Source organism: Cupriavidus sp. KK10 (genome assembly GCF_018223725.1).
GTDB classification, from domain to species: domain Bacteria; phylum Pseudomonadota; class Gammaproteobacteria; order Burkholderiales; family Burkholderiaceae; genus Cupriavidus; species Cupriavidus necator.
In genome coordinates this window covers 853,073-871,428 of the sequence record NZ_CP073678.1, presented here as the reverse complement: position 1 = coordinate 871,428, position 18,356 = coordinate 853,073, and the positions used below count along the sequence as shown (strand labels likewise).

General features: G+C 65.2%; 15 protein-coding genes. 6 read left to right on the top strand and 9 right to left on the bottom strand.

The features are described from left to right. Positions 1–28 precede the first annotated feature (28 nt). Positions 29–1,408, top strand: coding sequence for an arylsulfatase (locus KB879_RS35295; RefSeq protein ID WP_249221360.1), 1,380 nt, complete (start codon positions 29–31; stop codon positions 1,406–1,408). Positions 1,409–1,759: 351 nt separating this feature from the next. Here the strand turns inward: KB879_RS35295 and KB879_RS35290 are convergent, their stop codons facing one another. After that, a complete protein-coding gene (locus KB879_RS35290; RefSeq protein ID WP_211982414.1) occupies positions 1,760–2,683 on the bottom strand; it encodes a LysR family transcriptional regulator in 924 nt (307 codons plus the stop codon). 172 nt (positions 2,684–2,855) lie between these two features. On the opposite strand from KB879_RS35290, the gene KB879_RS35285 reads away from it, so the two are divergent. From KB879_RS35285 to KB879_RS35270, 4 genes are all read left to right on the top strand, one after another. Continuing rightward, positions 2,856–3,881: a TauD/TfdA family dioxygenase gene (locus KB879_RS35285; RefSeq protein ID WP_211982412.1), complete on the top strand. Its 1,026-nt coding sequence runs from the start codon at positions 2,856–2,858 to the stop codon at positions 3,879–3,881. Positions 3,882–3,964: 83 nt separating this feature from the next. Further along, positions 3,965–4,948 (top strand): tripartite tricarboxylate transporter substrate binding protein, encoded by a 984-nt coding sequence (locus tag KB879_RS35280; RefSeq protein ID WP_211982410.1) that lies wholly within the window; start codon positions 3,965–3,967, stop codon positions 4,946–4,948. A 10-nt stretch (positions 4,949–4,958) separates the two neighbouring features. Next, the gene (locus tag KB879_RS35275) at positions 4,959–5,741 is read left to right on the top strand and encodes a class II aldolase/adducin family protein (RefSeq protein WP_211982408.1); all 783 of its coding nucleotides are present in this window, start codon (positions 4,959–4,961) and stop codon (positions 5,739–5,741) included. A 58-nt stretch (positions 5,742–5,799) separates the two neighbouring features. Beyond that, positions 5,800–6,861 (top strand): LysR family transcriptional regulator, encoded by a 1,062-nt coding sequence (locus KB879_RS35270; protein WP_211982406.1) that lies wholly within the window; start codon positions 5,800–5,802, stop codon positions 6,859–6,861. Here the strand turns inward: KB879_RS35270 and KB879_RS35265 are convergent. The 6 genes from KB879_RS35265 to KB879_RS35240 form a co-directional block, all read right to left on the bottom strand. Beyond that, positions 6,836–8,263, bottom strand: a complete 1,428-nt coding sequence (locus tag KB879_RS35265; protein WP_211982404.1) for an aldehyde dehydrogenase family protein — start codon at positions 8,261–8,263, stop codon at positions 6,836–6,838. The genes KB879_RS35270 and KB879_RS35265 overlap by 26 nt on opposite strands. A gap of 25 nt (positions 8,264–8,288) precedes the next feature. Further along, positions 8,289–9,251, bottom strand: coding sequence for an alpha/beta hydrolase (locus KB879_RS35260; protein WP_211982402.1), 963 nt, complete (start codon positions 9,249–9,251; stop codon positions 8,289–8,291). 73 nt (positions 9,252–9,324) lie between these two features. Next, the gene (locus KB879_RS35255) at positions 9,325–10,938 is read right to left on the bottom strand and encodes an NAD(P)/FAD-dependent oxidoreductase (RefSeq protein WP_211982400.1); all 1,614 of its coding nucleotides are present in this window, start codon (positions 10,936–10,938) and stop codon (positions 9,325–9,327) included. A gap of 125 nt (positions 10,939–11,063) precedes the next feature. Next, complete coding sequence (locus KB879_RS35250) at positions 11,064–12,152, bottom strand: Zn-dependent alcohol dehydrogenase (RefSeq protein WP_211982398.1); 1,089 nt, start codon at positions 12,150–12,152, stop codon at positions 11,064–11,066. Positions 12,153–12,356: 204 nt separating this feature from the next. Further along, the gene (locus KB879_RS35245) at positions 12,357–13,112 is read right to left on the bottom strand and encodes an SDR family NAD(P)-dependent oxidoreductase (protein WP_211982395.1); all 756 of its coding nucleotides are present in this window, start codon (positions 13,110–13,112) and stop codon (positions 12,357–12,359) included. Positions 13,113–13,164: 52 nt separating this feature from the next. Next, on the bottom strand, positions 13,165–13,911 hold the full coding sequence (locus KB879_RS35240; RefSeq protein WP_211982393.1) for an SDR family NAD(P)-dependent oxidoreductase: 747 nt from the start codon (positions 13,909–13,911) through the stop codon (positions 13,165–13,167). Positions 13,912–14,110: 199 nt separating this feature from the next. Between KB879_RS35240 and KB879_RS35235 the strand changes: the two genes are divergently transcribed. Further along, a complete protein-coding gene (locus KB879_RS35235; protein WP_211982391.1) occupies positions 14,111–15,691 on the top strand; it encodes a DUF1254 domain-containing protein in 1,581 nt (526 codons plus the stop codon). 87 nt (positions 15,692–15,778) lie between these two features. Here KB879_RS35235 and KB879_RS35230 read toward each other — a convergent pair whose 3' ends face one another. Next, positions 15,779–16,726 (bottom strand): DUF1254 domain-containing protein, encoded by a 948-nt coding sequence (locus tag KB879_RS35230; RefSeq protein WP_249221359.1) that lies wholly within the window; start codon positions 16,724–16,726, stop codon positions 15,779–15,781. A 205-nt stretch (positions 16,727–16,931) separates the two neighbouring features. Further along, complete coding sequence (locus tag KB879_RS35225; RefSeq protein WP_211982387.1) at positions 16,932–18,305, bottom strand: MFS transporter; 1,374 nt, start codon at positions 18,303–18,305, stop codon at positions 16,932–16,934. Positions 18,306–18,356 lie beyond the last annotated feature (51 nt).

Below are 18,356 nucleotides of genomic sequence, written 5' to 3'. Positions count from 1 at the left end.
CGCTGCCGCTCTGCTTGCCGCAGGGGCAGTGCTCACTTCGGTTGCATCGGCGCAGGCGTCGCAGAAGCCGAACATCCTGTTCATCCTTGCCGACAACCTCGGGTACGGCGAGCTGGGGGTCTATGGCGGCGGAGAACTGCGCGGCGCACCCACGCCGCGCATCGACAAGCTAGCCGCCGAGGGCATGCGCCTGACCAACATGAACATGGAGCCGCAGTGCACGCCGAGCCGCTCCAGCATGATGACCGGCCGCTATGCCATCCGCTCGGGCACCTACGCGGTGCCGATCGGCGGCGCGGCCGAAGGCCTGACGCAGTGGGAAGTCACCCTCGCCGAGTCTCTATCTGACGCCGGCTATGCCACCGCGCTCTTCGGCAAGTGGCACTTGGGCAGCCATGACGGGCGCCTGCCCAATGACCAGGGCTTCGACGAGTGGTATGGCATTCCGTGCACTACCAACGAGGCCATGTGGCCGGGCTCCAACGGCTATTCGCCTGAGCGGATGAAGCCAGAATACATCCTGGAAGGCCGCAAAGGAGAAAAGAGCCGCGAACTGAAGGTCTACGACATGGAGCAGCGCCGTCTGATGGATGCGGAACTCACGCGCCGCTCGATCGCCTTCATGGAGCAGCAGGCAAAATCCGGGAAGCCCTTCTTCGCCTTCGCCAGCCTGACACAGCCGCACTTGCCCACGGTGCCGAATCCGCGCTTCGCCGGCAAGACCGGAAACGGCGACTGGGCCGACATGCTGGCCGAAATGGATGACAACGTCGGCAAGATGCTCGATACAGTCGACCGGCTTGGTCTGCGCAATAGCACCGTCGTCATCTTCGCCAGCGATAACGGCGCTGAATACTTCAGGCCATGGGACGGTTGGGCTGGCCCCTGGCGCGGTCAGTATTTCACCGCGTACGAGGGCGGCATCCGCGTGCCCTTCATGATTCGCTGGCCGGGGAAAATTCCCGCCGGCGCCGTGAGCAACCAGATCGTGCACGGCGTGGACCTGTTTCCGACCATCGCCGGTATGGCCGGCGCGCGCGTACAGGGTGACCGCCCCATCGACGGCGTGAACCAGGCCACCTTCTTCGAGGGCAAGACCGCGAAGTCCGCGCGCGAGGGCATCCTGATCTGGGTCGACAACCGCCTGCAGGCGGTTAAGTGGCAGAATTTCAAGGCCCACTTCTACCAGCAGGACAATATGGAAGCGCCGCCTCTCAAGCTCGCCGTACCATATCTGTTCGACCTCTACACCAACCCGCGCGAAGATGAGCAAAAGCGCGCCTACGCGAGTTGGGTACTCGGACCCATGCTCAAGATGATGGGAGCGTTCGAGGCCAGCGTGAAGAAGTTCCCGCTGATTCCAATGGGCACGCCGGACCCATACCAACCACCCGCGGCACCGCCCTGACCGCGCGGGCGGTTCCCGCCAGCTGATTCTTTCCCGCGTCGCGCGCCGCCGTCCTCACCCGGTGGCCCACAAGCGCGGCCGCAATTCTTTCCCATCCCACGGAAACAACCCTGAATGCAGATCGCCTGCAGTGGCGCACCTGCGCGCGCGCCTTGCCGGGCGGGTTCGCGGGGCTGCTTTGCGGGCCCTGCCGGCGCCGCCTAACGCCCCAACATCGTGCTGATACGCGGCGACAATTTCGGCTTCAACGTGCCGTCCAGCTACAACGGCGGCGCGCTAAGCGTGCATCCGATGTGCGCGTCACCTTGACTATTGCGCTTTGATAATCGACTGCAACAGTGATCAGCCAGGTTAGTCTTTGGACTTTTGCGTCGTGCCCATTTCGCCTTCCCTGCTGAACGCCACCAGCGCCTCGCGGAATTCTAGGCAGAGCGGGGAAAGATAGCCATCGTCGCGCCACAACAGGGCGACGTCGGGCTCGCGTAGCCTTTCGCCATCCGCAATAACGCACAAGCCGTGGCCATCCGGTCCCGCCAGCGTGCGGTGCGGCAGCAGCCCGAGCAAGTCAGTGTTTCGCAGCAATTCAGCAATCGGGACACCCGAGCCAGTCCATTCCACCGCGACGTGCGGTGGTGGCAGGCCAACTTCCGCGAACTGGTGGGCCATCACCTGATAGAGGCTCGATGAGGTCTGCGGCAGGGCCCAACGCTCGTTGATAAGGTCGGGCAGTGCCCTGAACGTCTGTCTCCGGGGGTGGTCTTCCCGGGCGACGATGTTCAGCCGCAGCGGTTGCAGCAGGGCGCGGCAAAAATCGCCCGGCACGTCGGCGGTGAGGCCGCCACAGGCGAAGTCGGCCTCGCCAGATTGCAATGCCTGGATTGCCCCACGCGTGAGACGCGTCTCGACGGCGAAGCTTGCCAACGGGCGATGCGCGAGGAACCGCGCGATCACGGGTGTCAGGAGCGTGGCAACGAGATAGGGCGTCGCCGCGAGCCGGATCTTTCCTGAACGGGCCGCGCGCTGGGCTTCGATTTCCTTTTCGAAGTCATGTGCGGCCAGTACGACCTGCCGCGCGCGGGCCAGCATTGACTCTCCTACCGGCGTAAGCGTTACACCGCGTGAACTGCGCTCGAACAGGCGCATGCCGGTATCCGCTTCCAGCCGTCCGAGCGCCTTGGATAGCGCCGACTGCGTCACCCCGAGGTATTCCGTCGCCCGATGCAGGCTGCCGTGTTGCGCAACGAGCATGAAGGCTCGCAGGTCGTCTATTCGCATCGCATATCGCGTCCATGGTTTGGGTGGCTCTCAGTATTCCAGATTGGAATCACCGCAAACAGACGGGGAATCACCGAGGCCTGCCTCGCTCCGTACAGTAGACCTCCGACACCTCTGGGCTGAAGCAAGGCGCAGCGGAGCCCCGTCCACCGACACAACTGGAAAAACTGCAATGAATACGATCCCGGAATCGCTCGATCCGAGCCTGATCTCTGCCCTGGGTAATGACGTCCGATGCCACGAGCGCGCGCCGGGGCAGCCGCCGCTCTTCATCGAACCGAAGGGCGAGGCCTTGCTGGACCGCGACCGCTTCCGCGCCTGGACGCGACAGGCGAAGCCCGCGCTCGAACAACTCATCGTCCGCCACGGCGGCATTGTGCTGCGCGGCTTTCCTACGCCTGACACTGAGGACTTTGCCGACGTCGTTGACCAGTTTCCGCCGTTCCAGGACGGCTATGTGGGTGGACGCGCCCCCCGCCTGCAGATCGCCGGCCGGGTCATGGAATCGACCCGCCTGGATGCAGGCGTCAAGCTCGGCGTGCATTCGGAGATGGCGTACCGGCGGCAGTACCCGAAGCGCATCGCCTTCTTCTCCCGGCTGACGGCTCCCGTGGGCGGCGCCACCACAATTGCCGACGCGCGCCAGTTCGTCGAGGGCATCGGCCCAGAACTGGTGGCGAAGATCAGCGCCATCGGCATCCGCTCGGCACTGAACTATGGCCCGAGGACAGACACCGTCGAGTCGTCGTACGAAGACCAGGACCGGCATGGCTGGAACCATGCGTTCGGCACGGAAGAGCCCGCCGAGGTCGAAGCGCGATGCGCCAGCCGCGGCCTGGAGCCGCTGTGGCATGACGACGGCTCGCTGACGGTCTTCGCCACGCTGGACCCGTTCCTGCACCATCCCGTCACCGGCAAGAAGCTGTACCGCTCGGGCCTGCATCGTGATCACACCGCGATGAAGGTCCTGGACCCGGAGATGCGCAAGAACAGGAAATACCCCACCGGCATGTTCCTCGCCAATGGAGAACGGCTAAGCGACGAAGACGTCGCGCACATCAATGCAGTGTGCGACCGCTACACCTACAGCTGGCAGTGGTGCGACGGCGATCTGATGATCCTCGACAACCTGCAGGTATGGCACGGTCGAGATCCCTATGAGGGGAAGCGCGACGTACAGGTTGCGCTGCTCGACTGAAGGCAGTTCAGCCCGAATGAGGCCGCGGCACTGCGTGCCAGCGGCTTTCATCACACATAACGACAACAGGCAGGAGACTACCCATGCGCGCATTCCAGCGCCTCGCCCCCATGCTGGCCATCGCGGCAGCCGCCGTGTCTGGCATCAACGCATCCCGGGCGGCCGAGCCGTCCTACCCCGCGCGGCCGGTCAAGGTCGTCGTGCCGTCCGTTCCGGGCGGACCGATCGATACGGTGTCCCGCCTCGTCAGCGACAAGCTGGGCGCGCGCCTTGGCACCAGCTTCTACATCGAGAACAAGCCGGGCGGCAACGTGCAGATTGGCAGCAATTACGTGGTGAAGTCGGACCCGGATGGCTATACCCTGCTGACCACATCGCCGGCCCACGTCACCAATCCGCTGCTGTACAGCAAGCTGCCCTACGACCCGCTCAAGGACCTGACCGGGGTGGCGATGATGGCCCGCGTGCCGCTGCTGGTGGTGGTAAACGCCGACCTGCCGGTCCGCTCGGTGCAGGAACTGGTGGCATGGGCCAAGGCACACCCGGACCAGATGCGCTATGGCACCTCGGGTGCCGGTTCTACCGCGAACCTGGCTGCCGAACTGTTTGCCATGCACGCCGGCATCAAGCTGAATCACGTGCCCTATAAGGGTGCCGCCGCCGTCCTGCCGGACCTGATCGCCGGGCGCGTCGAGATGACAGTCGATACCTTGCAACTGCTTGGGCCGTACATCAAGTCGGGCAAGTTGCGTGCGATCGCGTTCACCGGCGCGAAGCGAGTGCCGGCGCTGCCCAATGTCCCCACGCTGGCGGAGTCTGGCTATCCCGATGCCGTGGCGATGTCGTGGCTGGCCATCGTTGCACCGTCCCGGACGCCACAGCGGGTCATCGACAAGCTGGCGCAGACGACCACTGAAGTGCTGCGGGAGGACGACGTACGCAAGCGCATCGCCGAGTACGGCATGGAGGCCGATGTCATGACCCCGGCGCAGGTCAACCGCTATTTCGATGCGGAGAGCCAGCGCTGGAGCAAGGTCATTAAGGCCGGAAACATCCGGGTGGAATGAGGAGCCTGACATGAACCAGCAAACCTCCGTTCCCCAGGACGCCGTGCGAGGCCTCGTCAGCGAGGCCGAGTGGCGCGCCCGCGTGGAACTCGCCGCCTGCTACCGTCTGATGGACCGGTACGGCATGACGGACCTCATCTACAACCACATCACGCTGCGCATACCTGGTACCGAACACCTGCTGATCAACACGTACGGCTACCTGTACACCGAGATTTGCGCATCCAACCTGATCCGGATCGACCTGGACGGCAACGTCCTGCTGGCACCGCAGAACGCCCACGGGTATGAAGTCAACCGCGCCGGCATGGTGATCCACACGGCCATCCACAAGGCCCGGCCCGATGTGTCGTGCGTGATCCACACCCACACCCGTGCCGGCATGGCCTTGTCGGCGCTGGCGTCGGGGCTGTTGCCCATGACGCAGACCGCGCTGCGCTTCTACGGCAAGACCGGCTACCACGACTTCGACAGCCCGGTGCTCCAGCTCGGCCAGCAGGCGCCCCTGGTCAATTCCCTGGGCAACCATGAGGTGGTGATTCTGCGCAACCACGGTCTGCTTGCGGTGGGGCCGGGCGTGGCCGAGGCATTCAGTCGCATGTACTGGCTGGAGATGGCCTGCCGCACGCAGGTAGACGCCATGGCATGCGGTGCCGGGCTGACCCTGCCGGACCAGCAGGCCATCGACGACACGCGTGCCGTGATGGACACCCGCGACAATACCTTCGGCAAGCGCGAATGGCCCGCCTTGCTGCGTCAGGTGGAACGCATGGACCCCACCTATAAGGACTGACTGGCAATCGCGCGGCGGCGGGTGCCCCGCGCGCAAACTCTTTCGGGGGGAATACCAGATGGACGCTCGCCTGAAGCACGCGGTCGCGGTTGGCCGCTTCGGCTCTTTCTCGAAGGCTGCGGACGTGATCGGCATCACGCAGTCGGCGGCAACCAAGAGCGTTGCCGAACTGGAACGGCGGCTCGGATATCCGGTCTTCCGTCGTACCTCGAAGGGCGTGGTGCCGACCGAGGAGGGGCAGGTATTCCTTGAGCGCGCCCGGCGCCTGCTGGCGGATGCCGCTGACCTGCTTGGCATGCCCAAGCCAGAACCCGGCAAGGAAACGCTGCGCGTGGGCGTGTTTCCCCCAACCCTGGAATGGCTGCTGACCCGTGGCATCGAGCGCCTGCTGGCGCGCTACCCGGAGGTCAGGCTCGACCTCTGCTCGTGCACCAAGGAGCGCGGCCTGCAAATGCTCGAACGCGGCGACGTGGACGTGGCCATTGGCATGGCATCCATGTTCTGTGACCGGCCACAGTATCAGTGCGAGCCCATCGCCGAAATCTGCCCGGAAGCATTTGTCCGGCGCGGGCATCCGCTACTGGCTGGCAAGCCGCCGGCGAATGCCCGGCTCACGGATTTCCCTCTCATCCTGCCCTCGGAGATCTGGCATTCGTCGCTGTATCCTTCGCTGTCCAGGCTCTGCGGCGACGACTGGCTCGGCCGTTGCCACAAGATCGAGAGCCTGGCCCTGTCGTGCAAGGCGGTGGAGTGCTCCGATGCGATCGGGCTGGCGGATATCGGCTTCTCACTGACCGAATACTTCCGCGAGCGCTTTGTCACGCTGCATGATGTCTGCCAGATCCCGCCAGTACGCATCGACTGCGCAGTGCGCAAGCAATGGGAGCCGAAGGCGGCAGCGAAGGCCCTGATTGCGATGCTGCAGGCGATACACGCCGACGGCCGGCCAAGCAGCGACATGGGGAACCGCATGCTGGCCCATCAACATGCCGCGCCCCGGTATGACGACCTCCACGGCGCGTACATAGCTGCCCCCGCGGGCGATATCCCGGCGGGACCGGCCGTGCCGATCCCGCCGGCGCGCGGGGATACGGTCAGGCCGTCCGCAGCACGGCCTTGAACTCCAGGAACTCCGCCAGTCCGTACTCGCCAAATTCCCGTCCGTTGCCGGAAGCCTTGTAGCCGCCAAACGGCGCGGTGAAGTCCAGGGTCGCGCCGTTGACTTGTACCGTGCCGGCACGCATCGCACCTGCCACGCGCGCGGCACGGTCCGGCGATCCGCTCCAGACGTAGGCAGCCAGGCCATAGTCGGTGTCGTTCGCGATGGCGATGGCTTCGTCTTCGTCGTCATACGGAATCATGCTCATGACCGGGCCGAAGATTTCTTCGCGTGCGATCGCCATCTGGTTGCTGACTTCGGCGAACACCGTGGGGCGGGCGAAGTAGCCGCAGTCCAACCCTTCGGGCCGGCCGGGGCCGCCCGCCGCCAGCCGTGCGCCTTCGCGGATACCGGCTTCGATCATCTGCTGCACCCGCTCGTACTGGCGGCGGCTGGACAGCGGCCCGATCTTGCTGGTGTCGTCCAGCGGGTTGCCCACCGGCAGGCCATTGGCGACGGCAGCAGCGATGGCTACCGCCTCGGCATGCCGGCTGCGCGGCACCAGCATGCGGGTCGGGGCGATGCAGGTCTGTCCGGAATTCATCATGCAGGCGACCACGGTGGTCGTCACGGCCGTCTTCAGCTCGGCGTCATCCAGGATCACGCACGGCGACTTGCCGCCCAGTTCCTGCGCCACGCGCTTGACCGTGGGCGCCGCATGGATGGCGACATCGACGCCGGCCCGTGTCGATCCCGTGATGGAGACCATGGCCACGTCCGGGTGGCGCGACAAGGCGCGGCCGACCAGCTGGCCGTCGCCGTAGAGCATGTTGAAGACCCCGGCCGGTACGCCCGCCTCATGCAGGATCTCGGCGAACAGGCGCGCATCGAGCGGTGCGATTTCCGACGGCTTGAGCACGACGGTGCAGCCGGCCGCGAGGGCCGGTGCCACTTTGGCGGCAATCTGGTTCAACGGATAGTTCCATGGCGTCACCAGCGCGACCACGCCAACCGGCTCGCGCAGGACTTGCGTCGTGCCCTGTTGCACGCTGAAGGGGAACGTCTTCAGCGCGGCAAGGGTGGACAGGATCTGCGCCAGTCCGGCAGGTACCTGACGCTGTTGGCTGAACCAGAGCGGCGACCCCATTTCGGCCGTGACGGCGTCTGCCAGCGTGGGCATGCGGGTCTTGTAGATGTCGGCCACCCGTTCCAGCAGGGCGATGCGTGCTTCGCGGGTGGAGCGTGACCACGCTGGAAACGCCGCGCGTGCCGCCGCGACGGCGCGGTCAACGTCGGCCTCGCCCCCGAGCGCAACCGTGCCGATTACCGCTTCGGTCGCCGGATTGACGATGTCCGTGAATAAGGCATCGCCGACGGGCGGCACCCATTCGCCGTGGATGTAGAACGTATCGAGTCGCTTCATGATTGTCTCCTTACCGGAGGTAGGGTCAGTGGTTGTAGGGGGTTGCCTCGCGTGTCTCGCTTGCCGCGAATGCGCGCCTGAGTGCGTCGCCGGCCTGGTCGAGTGCTTGTCCGCCCTGCGCCAGTACACCGGGCATCCAGCAGAAGCCATGGATCATGCCGTCGTACCGCGTTACCTCGACGGGGACGCCTGCGGCGGCCAGCTGGCGTCCGTAGGCTTCGCCCTCGTCGCGCAGCGGGTCGAATTCGGCGGTAATGACCAGCGCCGGGGGCAGGCCGGTGTGGTCCGGCGCCAGCAGTGGCGACGCATAGGGATGTCTGCCGTCCTGCGCGTCGCCCAGGTAGTGGTTCCAGAACCAGGCCATGCCGTCGCGCGTGAGGTAGTAGCCCTCGCCGTTGTCGCGGTAAGAGGCCGTGTCGAAGGAGTGGTTCGTGATGGGATACAGCAGCGTCTGGTGGCACAGGCGGAAGTGGCCCCGGTCGCGCGACATCAGCGCCACGACGGCGGCGAGATTCGCGCCGGCACTGTCCCCGCCCACGGCAACGCGGGCCGGGTCGACGCCGAGCGCGCCGGCGTTGGCCGTCACCCAGCGGGCGGCAGCGTAGGCGTCTTCGACAGCCGTCGGGAACTTGTGCTCGGGCGCGAGCCGGTAATCCACCGACACCACCACGCAGCCGGCCCGGTTGGCCAGCCGGCGGCAGGGCACGTCCACGGCGTCGAGGTTGCCGACAACCCAGCCGCCGCCGTGGTAGTACACCAGCGCGGGTAGCGGCCCGGTGGCGTCCGGCCGATAGATGCGCACCGGCAGCGCGGCGTCGCCGGCCGGCACGGTGCGGTCTTCCACGCTGGCGACCGGTTCGGGCTCGCCGGCAAGCGGCTGGGTCACCAGCGTGGCGCGCGCTTGCTCCGGCGTGCGCTGGTGCAGCGGCGGATTGCCTGCGGCTGCCACAAGGTCGAGGATGTGCCTGGCTTTGGGATCAAGGGCCATGGTGCTTGAGATTCTCCGGAGAGCGGAACGGAAGGGGAGAATGGCTGCCGGCGACGAATGCCGGCAGCGACGATCAGCGTGCGGTGGCGGAACGGGTCAGCGCGAAGCCTTCATAGCCGTTGGCGGCGACCTTGTCGCAAACGCCGCGGTAGACATTCACGCCTGCCACGTAGATGGGGAAAGGCATGGTCTTGCCCGGGATGTTGGCGCCGGTGTACCAGGACTCTCCGCGCGGAAACAGCGTGGTGTGGGCCACCTCGGCGCAGTGCTTGCTCCATGCCTGCTCGGCGGTCACCGTGGCTTCGATGGTGTCCAGTCCCTGGTCGCGCAGGTGGCGCAGGCAGTCGGCGATCCACTCGACGTGCTGTTCGATGGAGCACACCATGTTGCTGAGCACAGACGGACTTTGCGGGCCGGTGATCGTGAAGAAGTTGGGGAAGCCCGCGTTGGCCAGGCCCAGGTAGGTGTGGATCTCCTTGCCGCCCCCCCATTTGTCCTGCAGAGACATGCCGTCCTTGCCGCGGATGTCGATGCGGAACAGCGGCCCCGTGATGGCGTCGTAGCCGGTGGCCAGCACAAGCGCGTCCAGCGCATAGCCGGTGCGCGCCGTGCGCACACCGTCCGGCGTGATCTCGGTGATCGGATCCTGCCTGATGTCGACCAGCGTGACGTTGTCGCGGTTGTAGGTCTGGAAGTAGTCTGTGTCGATGACAGGGCGCTTGGTGCCGAAGAGATAACCCGGCGTCAGCTTGTCTGCAACCTGCGGGTCTTTCACGATACTGCGGATCTTGTCGCGTACGAACTGCGCCACGGTCTCGTTGGCCTGTGCGTCGGTGATCAGGTCACTATACGACGAATGGATCCAGCCGCCGTGCTGCCAGGCGGCCTCGTAGGTCTGCCTGCGCTGCAAGGGGGGCTCGGCCAGTGCGCTGCGCTCCATCGCGATCGGCGAACGTGGCACGCCGGACCAGGAGTTGCGCACGCGGGTCCTGATCTCGCCGAGGTTTTCCTTGACCTCGCGGATGTGCTCGGCATCGTAGGGACGGTCCGCCGCCGGCGTGCTGTACTGTGGCGTGCGCTGGAAGACGTAGAGTTGGTCAGCCTGCCCGGCAATGACCGGAATGGCCTGGATGCCGCTGGAGCCGGTGCCGATCACGCCGACGCGCTTGCCGGTGAACTCCACTGGCTGGTGCGGCCATGTACCGGTGTGGAAGACTTCGCCGCGAAAGCTCTCGAGGCCCTTGATGTCCGGCCGGTTGGCCGCAGACAGGCAGCCGGCGCCCGAGATGAAATAGCGGGCGGCCACGGTCTTGCCGTCGTCGGTTTTCACCCGCCATTCGCGCGCCTTCTCGTCGTAGTGGGCAGCGGTGACGCGCGTCTTGAACTGGATGTCGCGGCGCAGGTCGAACCGGTCCGCTACGTGGTTCAGATAGCGCAGGATAGACGGCTGGTCCGGATACCGGCTGGTCCACGTCCATTCCTTGTAGAGCTCTTCAGAGAACGTGTAGTTGTAGTAGATGCTCTCGACGTCGCACTTGGCACCGGGATAGCGGTTCCAGTACCAGACGCCGCCGACGTTGTCGCCGGCTTCATAGACGCGGGCGCTCATGCGCTGCTCGCGCAGCTTGTGCAGCATGTACAGGCCGGAGAAGCCCGCACCCACCACGATTGCATCGAATCTTTCCATGTGAACCACCTGTTGTGGGCGCGGCGGTACCGGTGCAGGGCAAACGTTGCCCCTTGCGGGACAGCGGCACGGGTCGCATTGATCGTTGGAGATGCCCGCGTCGCGCGGGCGGCAGGCGCGATGGCTTACTGCTCGAACATCAGCACCGAGCGGGCCAGTTCGCCACGGCGCAGTTCGTCGAATGCCTCGTTGATGCCCTCCAGGGGCATGCGCCGCGAGATCATGTCGTCCAGCTTGAGCTTGCCGGACAGATAGAAGTCCACCAGGCGCGGCATGTCGACGGGGAAGCGGTTCGAGCCCATGCGGCAGCCCTGCAGGCGCTTCTCTTCCATCAGCTCGAAGCCCTTGATGCCGATCTCGACGCCGGGCGGGACAACGCCCACCACGGTCGCGGTGCCGCCACGGCGCAGCATGCCGAAGGCCTGCTCCACGGTCTGCTTGAGTCCGATGGCCTCGAGGGCATGATGGACGCCGCCGCTGGTCAGTTCCCGCACCGCCTGCACGGGGTCGGTGCTGCTGGCATCGATCACGTCCGTGGCCCCGAACTTGCGCGCCAGTTCCAGCTTGACCGGCAGGCGGTCGATGGCGATGATGCGGCCGGCCCCGGCAATCGCGGCGCCGTTGATGGCGGCAAGCCCGATGCCACCGCAGCCGATCACGGCGACGATCTCGCCCGGCTGCACCTTTGCGGTATGCATGACCGCGCCGACCCCCGTCACCACCCCGCAGCCGATCAGGGCCGCACGGTCCATCGGCATGTCGCGCCGGACCGCCACCAGCGCATGCTCGTGGACCAGCATCTGCTCGGCGAACGCCGACAGGTTCATGTACTGCGGCATGGCCTTGCCGGTCCTGGCGAGCAGGCGCGGCTCCTCGTCATCGCGGCGCTTCGTGTCCGGCGACATGCACAGTGACAGATGCCCGGTCAGGCAATGGTCGCAATGCCCGCAATAGGCGGACAGGCAGCTGATGACGTGATCGCCCGGCTTGACCGTGCGCACCTCGCTGCCCACCTGCTCGACGATGCCGGCTGCCTCGTGCCCCAGCACCGCGGGCAGGGGGAACGGCAGCGATCCCTCAACGAAGTGAAGGTCGGAATGGCACACCCCGACCGCGGCGGTCCGCACCAGGACCTCATGCGGTCCCGGCTTCGAGATGCCGATGTCTTCGATGACAAACGGGGAATTGGTCTGGTGTAGCACTGCGGCTTTCATATGTCTCCTTGCCATCTTGATGGGATCCGGCCGACGGGGGCGAGGCACCTCTGTCGGATCGCGCTTGCTTCTGTTTTCTTAATGCTCGCTCGCACTGTCCGGACTGTCCAATTCAATCTTTTCCGGGGTATTCCGTGAACTCATGCCATGACCTGACGGTGCCCATTCCATGCGCGCGGTGCTCGGGAACGTGGCAGCAAGGTCTTATCGTGCGGTCAGGCCGCCGTCCACGACCAACTCGGCACCGGTGATATAGGACGACTCATCCGACGCCAGGAACAGAACCAGGTCACTGACTTCTTCGGCCTTACCGACGCGGCCCATCGGGGCAAGCCGCTGCCCGAGCTCTTCCTGGCTGGCTCCCATGGTCACCGACGCGTAGTCGGCCATGGCGGTCTGGATCAGGCCAGGATGGATCGAGTTGGCACGCACGCCACGGCTCGCGTACTCGATTGCCGCATCCTTGGTCAGCAAGCGGACGGCGCCCTTGCTGGCGCCATAGAGTGCGTTGCCCGCGGCCCCGACCAGGCCGGCGACCGACGAGGCATTGATGACGGAGCCCTTGCCTTGCCTGGCCATCTGCGGCATCACGTGCTTCATGCCGAGGAAGGTCCCCGTCACGTTGATCGACATAAGCCGGTTCCATTCCTCCAGCGTGGTGTCGGCCAGGGCCTTGATGATCCAGATGCCTGCATTGTTGAACAGGACATCGAAGCGGCCGAAGGCCGCGAGTGTTTCCTCGACGACCTGCTTCCATTGGGCTTCACTGGTGACATCGAGCGGCAACGCCATGGCCCTGGCACCCAGCGCCTCCACAGCCTGGGCAGTGGCCCTGGCGCCTGCGGGGTCGATATCCGTTGCCACGATCGTTGCGCCTTCGCGCGCAAGGCGCAACGCCGTCGCTTTGCCGATTCCCGTGCCACTGCCCGTGATGAGCACGACCTTGTCCTGCATACGCATGTCTTCACCTCCAGATCTCTGTGAGACGGGTACACCGTCCATCCCGCTAATCCTATTGCGCGGTATAACCGCCATCGACGATCAGATTGGCGCCAACCATGAAGGAGGCGCCATCGCTGGCCAGGAACAGAATCGCAGCGGCAATCTCCTCACTCCGCCCGAGACGGCCGATCGGGTGCATCGCTGCGATCCGCGCCTTCTTCTCCTCGCCTGCGGCATCGAGAATCGGGGTGTCGACAAATCCCGGACATACCGCGTTGACACGTATCCCGTCCTGGGCGCAAGCCACCCCGATCGAACGGGTTAGATTCGCCACGCCGCCCTTGGCGGCGTTGTAAGCCGTGGCGCCGGCCATGCCGACATGCCCCAGGATCGAGGCGACGTTCACCACGGCTCCCCCGGACTGTTGTCGCTTCATCTGCACGATCGCGTGCTTGTTGGTCAGGAATACGCCGGTCAGATTGGTATCGATCATCTGTTGCCAGCTATCCAGTTCGGTCTGCTCCAACGGAACCGCTGCTTGCCCGATCCCTGCATTGGCGACGACGATGTCCAGCCGGCCGAAGCGGCTGACGGTCTGCTCGATCAGGTGACGGATGTCGCCTTCCTGCGCGACATCGGCTCTGCAGAACAGCGCTTCGTGTCCCGCCTCGTTCAACTCGCCACAAAGTGCCGCGCCACGATCAGTGATATCCGCCACCACGACCTTCGCGCCTTCGGCCACGAACCTCCGTACGGTGGCTTCGCCAATGCCACTTCCGCCGCCGGTGACAATCGCTACCTTCTTGCTGAGCTTCATCGTGCTCTCCTGGATTCAGGGGTAAAGCGTGTGTCGTGGATGATCCCCCGCTCGGTTTGACGATGTCCAATTCCTATTTTTCCGGGGCATTCCTGGCAGGCATACCGGAGCTTAAGAGGCTGCCTCGGGCTCTTCGCGCGACACGGCAGGGCTCGGCCCCCCAGATGGGGAGGCGACAGGACCGCGGGCCGAGACCAGTATGAGCTCCGCCCCGGGGCATGTCCCTCTGCAGCAGCGAGGAGAAGCGACAACAGATGCCGCGGCGGTCACCATCTGCATGACCCCGGATGCCGATGCCATCTCCTGTCGGCAAGGGACGGTCAAACCAACACACAGGATTGATATGAAACGATGCAATACGGGGCTCACCGCTGTCGTCCTCATCGTCGGCCATCTCTTCGCGGCGGGAAGTTTCATCACAGCGCGAGCCGCGGCCAGTGCCGCCACCCTGCCTGCCGGGGCCACCGTCGATTCACGGCAACAGCTCGCGGCCGAAGCAGCCGTCTGGGGCATGCCGATTGTCAGCGTGGATGCGATGCGCGAGGCGTTCTTCCGCGACGCGGGAGCGGCATACAACGACATCGTGTTCTGGTCCAGGCCGGCCGACTGGAAGAACCAGACCACGACGCCAAATTCGTCGTCCCTGTACGTCTACTTCAACTTCAATCTGAAGGACGGGCCGGTGGCGCTCGATCTGCCGGCTGCCGAAGGCGCCGGCATCTTCGGCAGCGTGCTCGACGCATGGCAGGTGCCACTGGCCGATGTCGGCCCGGCCGGGGAGGATGAGGGGAAGGGGGGAAAGTACCTGCTATTGCCGCCAGGCTTCAAGGGCGACGCTCCCCCGGGCTACATCGCAATCCCGTCCTCGACGTACAACGGCTACGCGCTGCTGCGCTTCTCGCCAGCCTCGTCGTCCGCAGCTGATGTTGCCAGGACCATCGGACTGCTGAAGCGACTCCGGCTCTATCCGCTTGCGCACGCCGGCAAGCCACCACGTCAGCGATTTATCGATATGGACGGCAAAGTCTTCGATGGCATCGTCAGGTACGATGAGAGCTTCTATGCGCGCCTGGCAAGGATGGTGAGCGAGGAGCCGGAGTCGCCAGGGGATGCCGCAATCACGGCCCGCATCAGCGGGCTGGGCATCGGGCGCGGCAAGCCTTTCGATCCCGATCCGGCCACGCGCGCGGCCTTGCGCGCCGGCGTACAGCAAGCCCACGCAGCGTTTATCAGTACCTGGCGCGCTGGTGCCAGACCCTGGTGGCCGGGTTCGCGCTGGGGGGGCAATCTGCCAAGCACGGTTGGTGCAAAGACAGGGTTCAGCTTCCGGACGGACGGCCACCTGGAGACGGATGCCCGCGGCGCCTTCTATTTCCTCGCCTATGCTCCCCCTGCCAGGCTCGGCAAGGCGACCGCCTATCTGACGTCGTGGTACGACGCCACCGGGGAGGCCTTGGGCGGCAACCACAGCTATGTCCTGCACGTTCCGCCCAACGTTCCGGCCAGGCAGTTCTGGGCGGTGACGATCTATGACGTCGAGACGGGTGGCTTCATGCGCGGCTCGCCGCGGATCAACCTGGATTCCTACAGCCACGACATGCAGCGCAACGCTGACGGCTCGGTCGATATCTATTTCGGTCCGAAGGCACCGGCGGGCAAGGAGGCAAACTGGATCTACACAACGCCTGACAAGGACTGGTTTGCAGCGTTCCGCTTCTACGGGCCGGACAAGGCCCTGACCGACAGGACTTGGAAGCTGCCGGACCTGGTGCGTCAGTAGTCCGTCGTCGCTCCGCAGGAGCGAGTTCGGGTAGAAGGGGCGCATCGGCTGGATCCGTGCGCCCCTGCCTCATTGAGAAGCCGGTTCCTAGTTGACGGCCTGCGCCTGCGGGAACTTCCACTTGCCACTCAGGACGTACGGGTGCGCGCGATAGAGTCGTACCAGGTAGTTCCAGCCCGGCATGGTTGGCAGGCAGTTCACCGTATTGGTGTCGCAGCCGCCGAACTGGATCATCACCTCGCCGTTGGCATTCTTCTTCGCCGTGAGATTGTTGAGCGAATAAGAGCCGAGCTTATTCGGCTCGAACAGGCCTTTGGCGTTGTAGACGCTGACCGACCAGAAGCCATCGACCGGCACCTCTCCAATGCTGAGCTTGTAGATGGTCGCGCCGTCGTTCTTCGCCGGCGTGATCGGCAGGTAATAGGCGTCCTTCTCAGGGCTGCCTCCCCAGGCCAGTGCGGTGCCAACCAGACGGCGCACCGGATCTACCTGGCGCGGGCCGCCAAACATGCCCCTCGTGTCCTGGACGGTGGTCCCCAGCACAAGCAGGGCCTCGCGCAGCTTCGTCAGCTGAGCCTGGTCCCAGTTGGGGATCTCAAAGCTGCCAGGATGCTTCTGTGTCAGCCTCAGCGCATCCTGCAGCGCATGAGCCTGCGCCACATCGCTGGGGCTATCCGGATCGAGCAGTGTCCGGACAGCCATCAGCGCATAGCGCGTCCCGATGCGATCGCGCGTGAAGGTATAGGTACCAGCACCATAGATATCGGCATGCGTGTAGTGGTCTTCGTCGATCACCTGTAGCGACATAAAGCGCTTGCCTGCATCCGGCATCGTGATGGTTACCGGGCCTGCGTCAAGGTCGACAACCCCCAGCGAATAGAGCGTATCGCGATTGGGGCGCACCACAACCTGCCGGTCGATCGGCGCGAGCTCGCGCTGGTTGAAGAATTTGCCGAACCCGCCCCGCCGCACCACGGACTCAAGGCTCCTGTCGCTCTCCGCGCGGATGTAGTTGTCCAGCGTGACGGCGAGCATCGGAGCCGCGTGAGAGATGGGCGCATTGCTCTGGGCGTGGGCCGGCATGACGGCTGCCGCAGCGCTGAGGACTGAGAGCGTGCAAGCCAGAATGAGTTTCATCGTGAATGTCCTTAGGAATCGAAGCTTGATAACGATCGGGGAGGGCCCGGGCAGCGCGCCCGGATTTTCTGTCCTCCTCAACTTGAGCGGGCGCTATGACTTCTCAAGCGTCGCGCATGACACCGACACCCTCGACGTCCGCATTGCGCGAAGTGGCTCGCCGCTTGATCCACAGCGCGAATCCCGGCACCAGGATGGTCGCGGTAACGACCGCGTAGAACGTGGCGGCCCCGCCGCTGGTATGCAGCAGCATGCCGCCCGCGACGGGCCCCAGGATGCCGCCGAGGCGTCCGACGCCATACATCCAGGCGATGCCCGCCGAACGGCCGTTGGTCGGGTAGTACGCGGCCGCCAGGCCGGGCAGTGAGAACATCGCACCGCTGAGGCCGGCGCCGGCGATGAAGAGGATGACCGGCAGCAGTTCCGGATTGCCGGCCTGGTGTCCGAGCGTCCAGATCGACGCGCCGCCCGCGGCGAAGGCCAGTGCGATCACGGTATTGCGGTCGAAGCGGTCCATCAGCCAGCCGAAGCAGAGTGCGCCGGCGATGCCGCCCACGGAGAGCACACTGGTGGCTAGCGTGGCGTGGCGCAGCGATGCGCCGGCTTCCTGAAGCAGCGTGGGCAACCAGCCCATCAGCAGGTAATAGGCGAAGGTGCCGCTGAAGTAAGCGAGCCAGAGCATCAGGGTGCCGGTGCGCAGGCGACGGGAAAGCAAGACGCCCATGCCTGACTTGCGGTCCTCGGCCTGTTCTTCGGCGACGACGAAGCGGGCGCCATTGAAGTCGTGCTTCGGGGCGACGCGGCGCAGCACCGCGGTGATCCGCTCGGCCGGCCAGTTGCGCATGACCATGAAGCGCAGCGGTTCGGGCATGGCGAAGTGCACCACGAGCGCCAGCATGATCGGCAGCACCGCGCCTACGACGAACAGGCACTTCCAGCCATACTGTGGCACCAGCAGCCCGGCCGCGACACCGCAGGCCGCGGCGCCGAGCATCCCGCCGCAGGCGATCGTGTTGATCACCAGCGAGCTGCGCCGCGAAGGCGCATATTCGTACATCAGCGTGTTGACGCCGGGCACCGCCGCACCGATGCCGAGGCCGGTCAGCAGCCGCCAGATGCCGAGCGACAGCGGTGTTTCAGAGAAGATGCTGCCGAGGCTGCACAGGCCGAACATGATCATGGAGACGACCATCACGGTCTTCGGCGTGGAGCGGTCGTACAACGGGCCCGAGATTATCGCGCCGACGGCCATGCCGACGATCGAAGCGCTCATGACCGGGCCGAATACGGCCTTGTCCATATGCCATGCCTGCATCAGCGCCGGCACCACGAATCCGACGGTCAGGGCATCGTAGGCGTCGATGGCGATCACCACGAAACAGACCACAAGGATGCACCACTGGTAGGGGGAAAAGCGCTGTTCGTCAATGAACTGCTTCACGTCGATATTCGGGTTGATATTCGGGGATGTGCCCATCTTGCTGTCTCCTCTTGAGGTGTTGGAATGCGGTACTGGTGCAGCAGATCT

Coding starts and splice junctions, on each gene's coding strand:
- KB879_RS35290 (WP_211982414.1), bottom strand. CDS start 2,683: ATGCGAATAGACGACCTGCGAGCCTTCATGCTCGTTGCGCAACACGGC.
- KB879_RS35285 (WP_211982412.1), top strand. CDS start 2,856: ATGAATACGATCCCGGAATCGCTCGATCCGAGCCTGATCTCTGCCCTG.
- KB879_RS35280 (WP_211982410.1), top strand. CDS start 3,965: ATGCGCGCATTCCAGCGCCTCGCCCCCATGCTGGCCATCGCGGCAGCC.
- KB879_RS35275 (WP_211982408.1), top strand. CDS start 4,959: ATGAACCAGCAAACCTCCGTTCCCCAGGACGCCGTGCGAGGCCTCGTC.
- KB879_RS35270 (WP_211982406.1), top strand. CDS start 5,800: ATGGACGCTCGCCTGAAGCACGCGGTCGCGGTTGGCCGCTTCGGCTCT.
- KB879_RS35265 (WP_211982404.1), bottom strand. CDS start 8,263: ATGAAGCGACTCGATACGTTCTACATCCACGGCGAATGGGTGCCGCCC.
- KB879_RS35260 (WP_211982402.1), bottom strand. CDS start 9,251: ATGGCCCTTGATCCCAAAGCCAGGCACATCCTCGACCTTGTGGCAGCC.
- KB879_RS35255 (WP_211982400.1), bottom strand. CDS start 10,938: ATGGAAAGATTCGATGCAATCGTGGTGGGTGCGGGCTTCTCCGGCCTG.
- KB879_RS35250 (WP_211982398.1), bottom strand. CDS start 12,152: ATGAAAGCCGCAGTGCTACACCAGACCAATTCCCCGTTTGTCATCGAA.
- KB879_RS35245 (WP_211982395.1), bottom strand. CDS start 13,112: ATGCGTATGCAGGACAAGGTCGTGCTCATCACGGGCAGTGGCACGGGA.
- KB879_RS35240 (WP_211982393.1), bottom strand. CDS start 13,911: ATGAAGCTCAGCAAGAAGGTAGCGATTGTCACCGGCGGCGGAAGTGGC.
- KB879_RS35235 (WP_211982391.1), top strand. CDS start 14,111: ATGAGCTCCGCCCCGGGGCATGTCCCTCTGCAGCAGCGAGGAGAAGCG.
- KB879_RS35230 (WP_249221359.1), bottom strand. CDS start 16,726: ATGCTCGCCGTCACGCTGGACAACTACATCCGCGCGGAGAGCGACAGG.
- KB879_RS35225 (WP_211982387.1), bottom strand. CDS start 18,305: ATGGGCACATCCCCGAATATCAACCCGAATATCGACGTGAAGCAGTTC.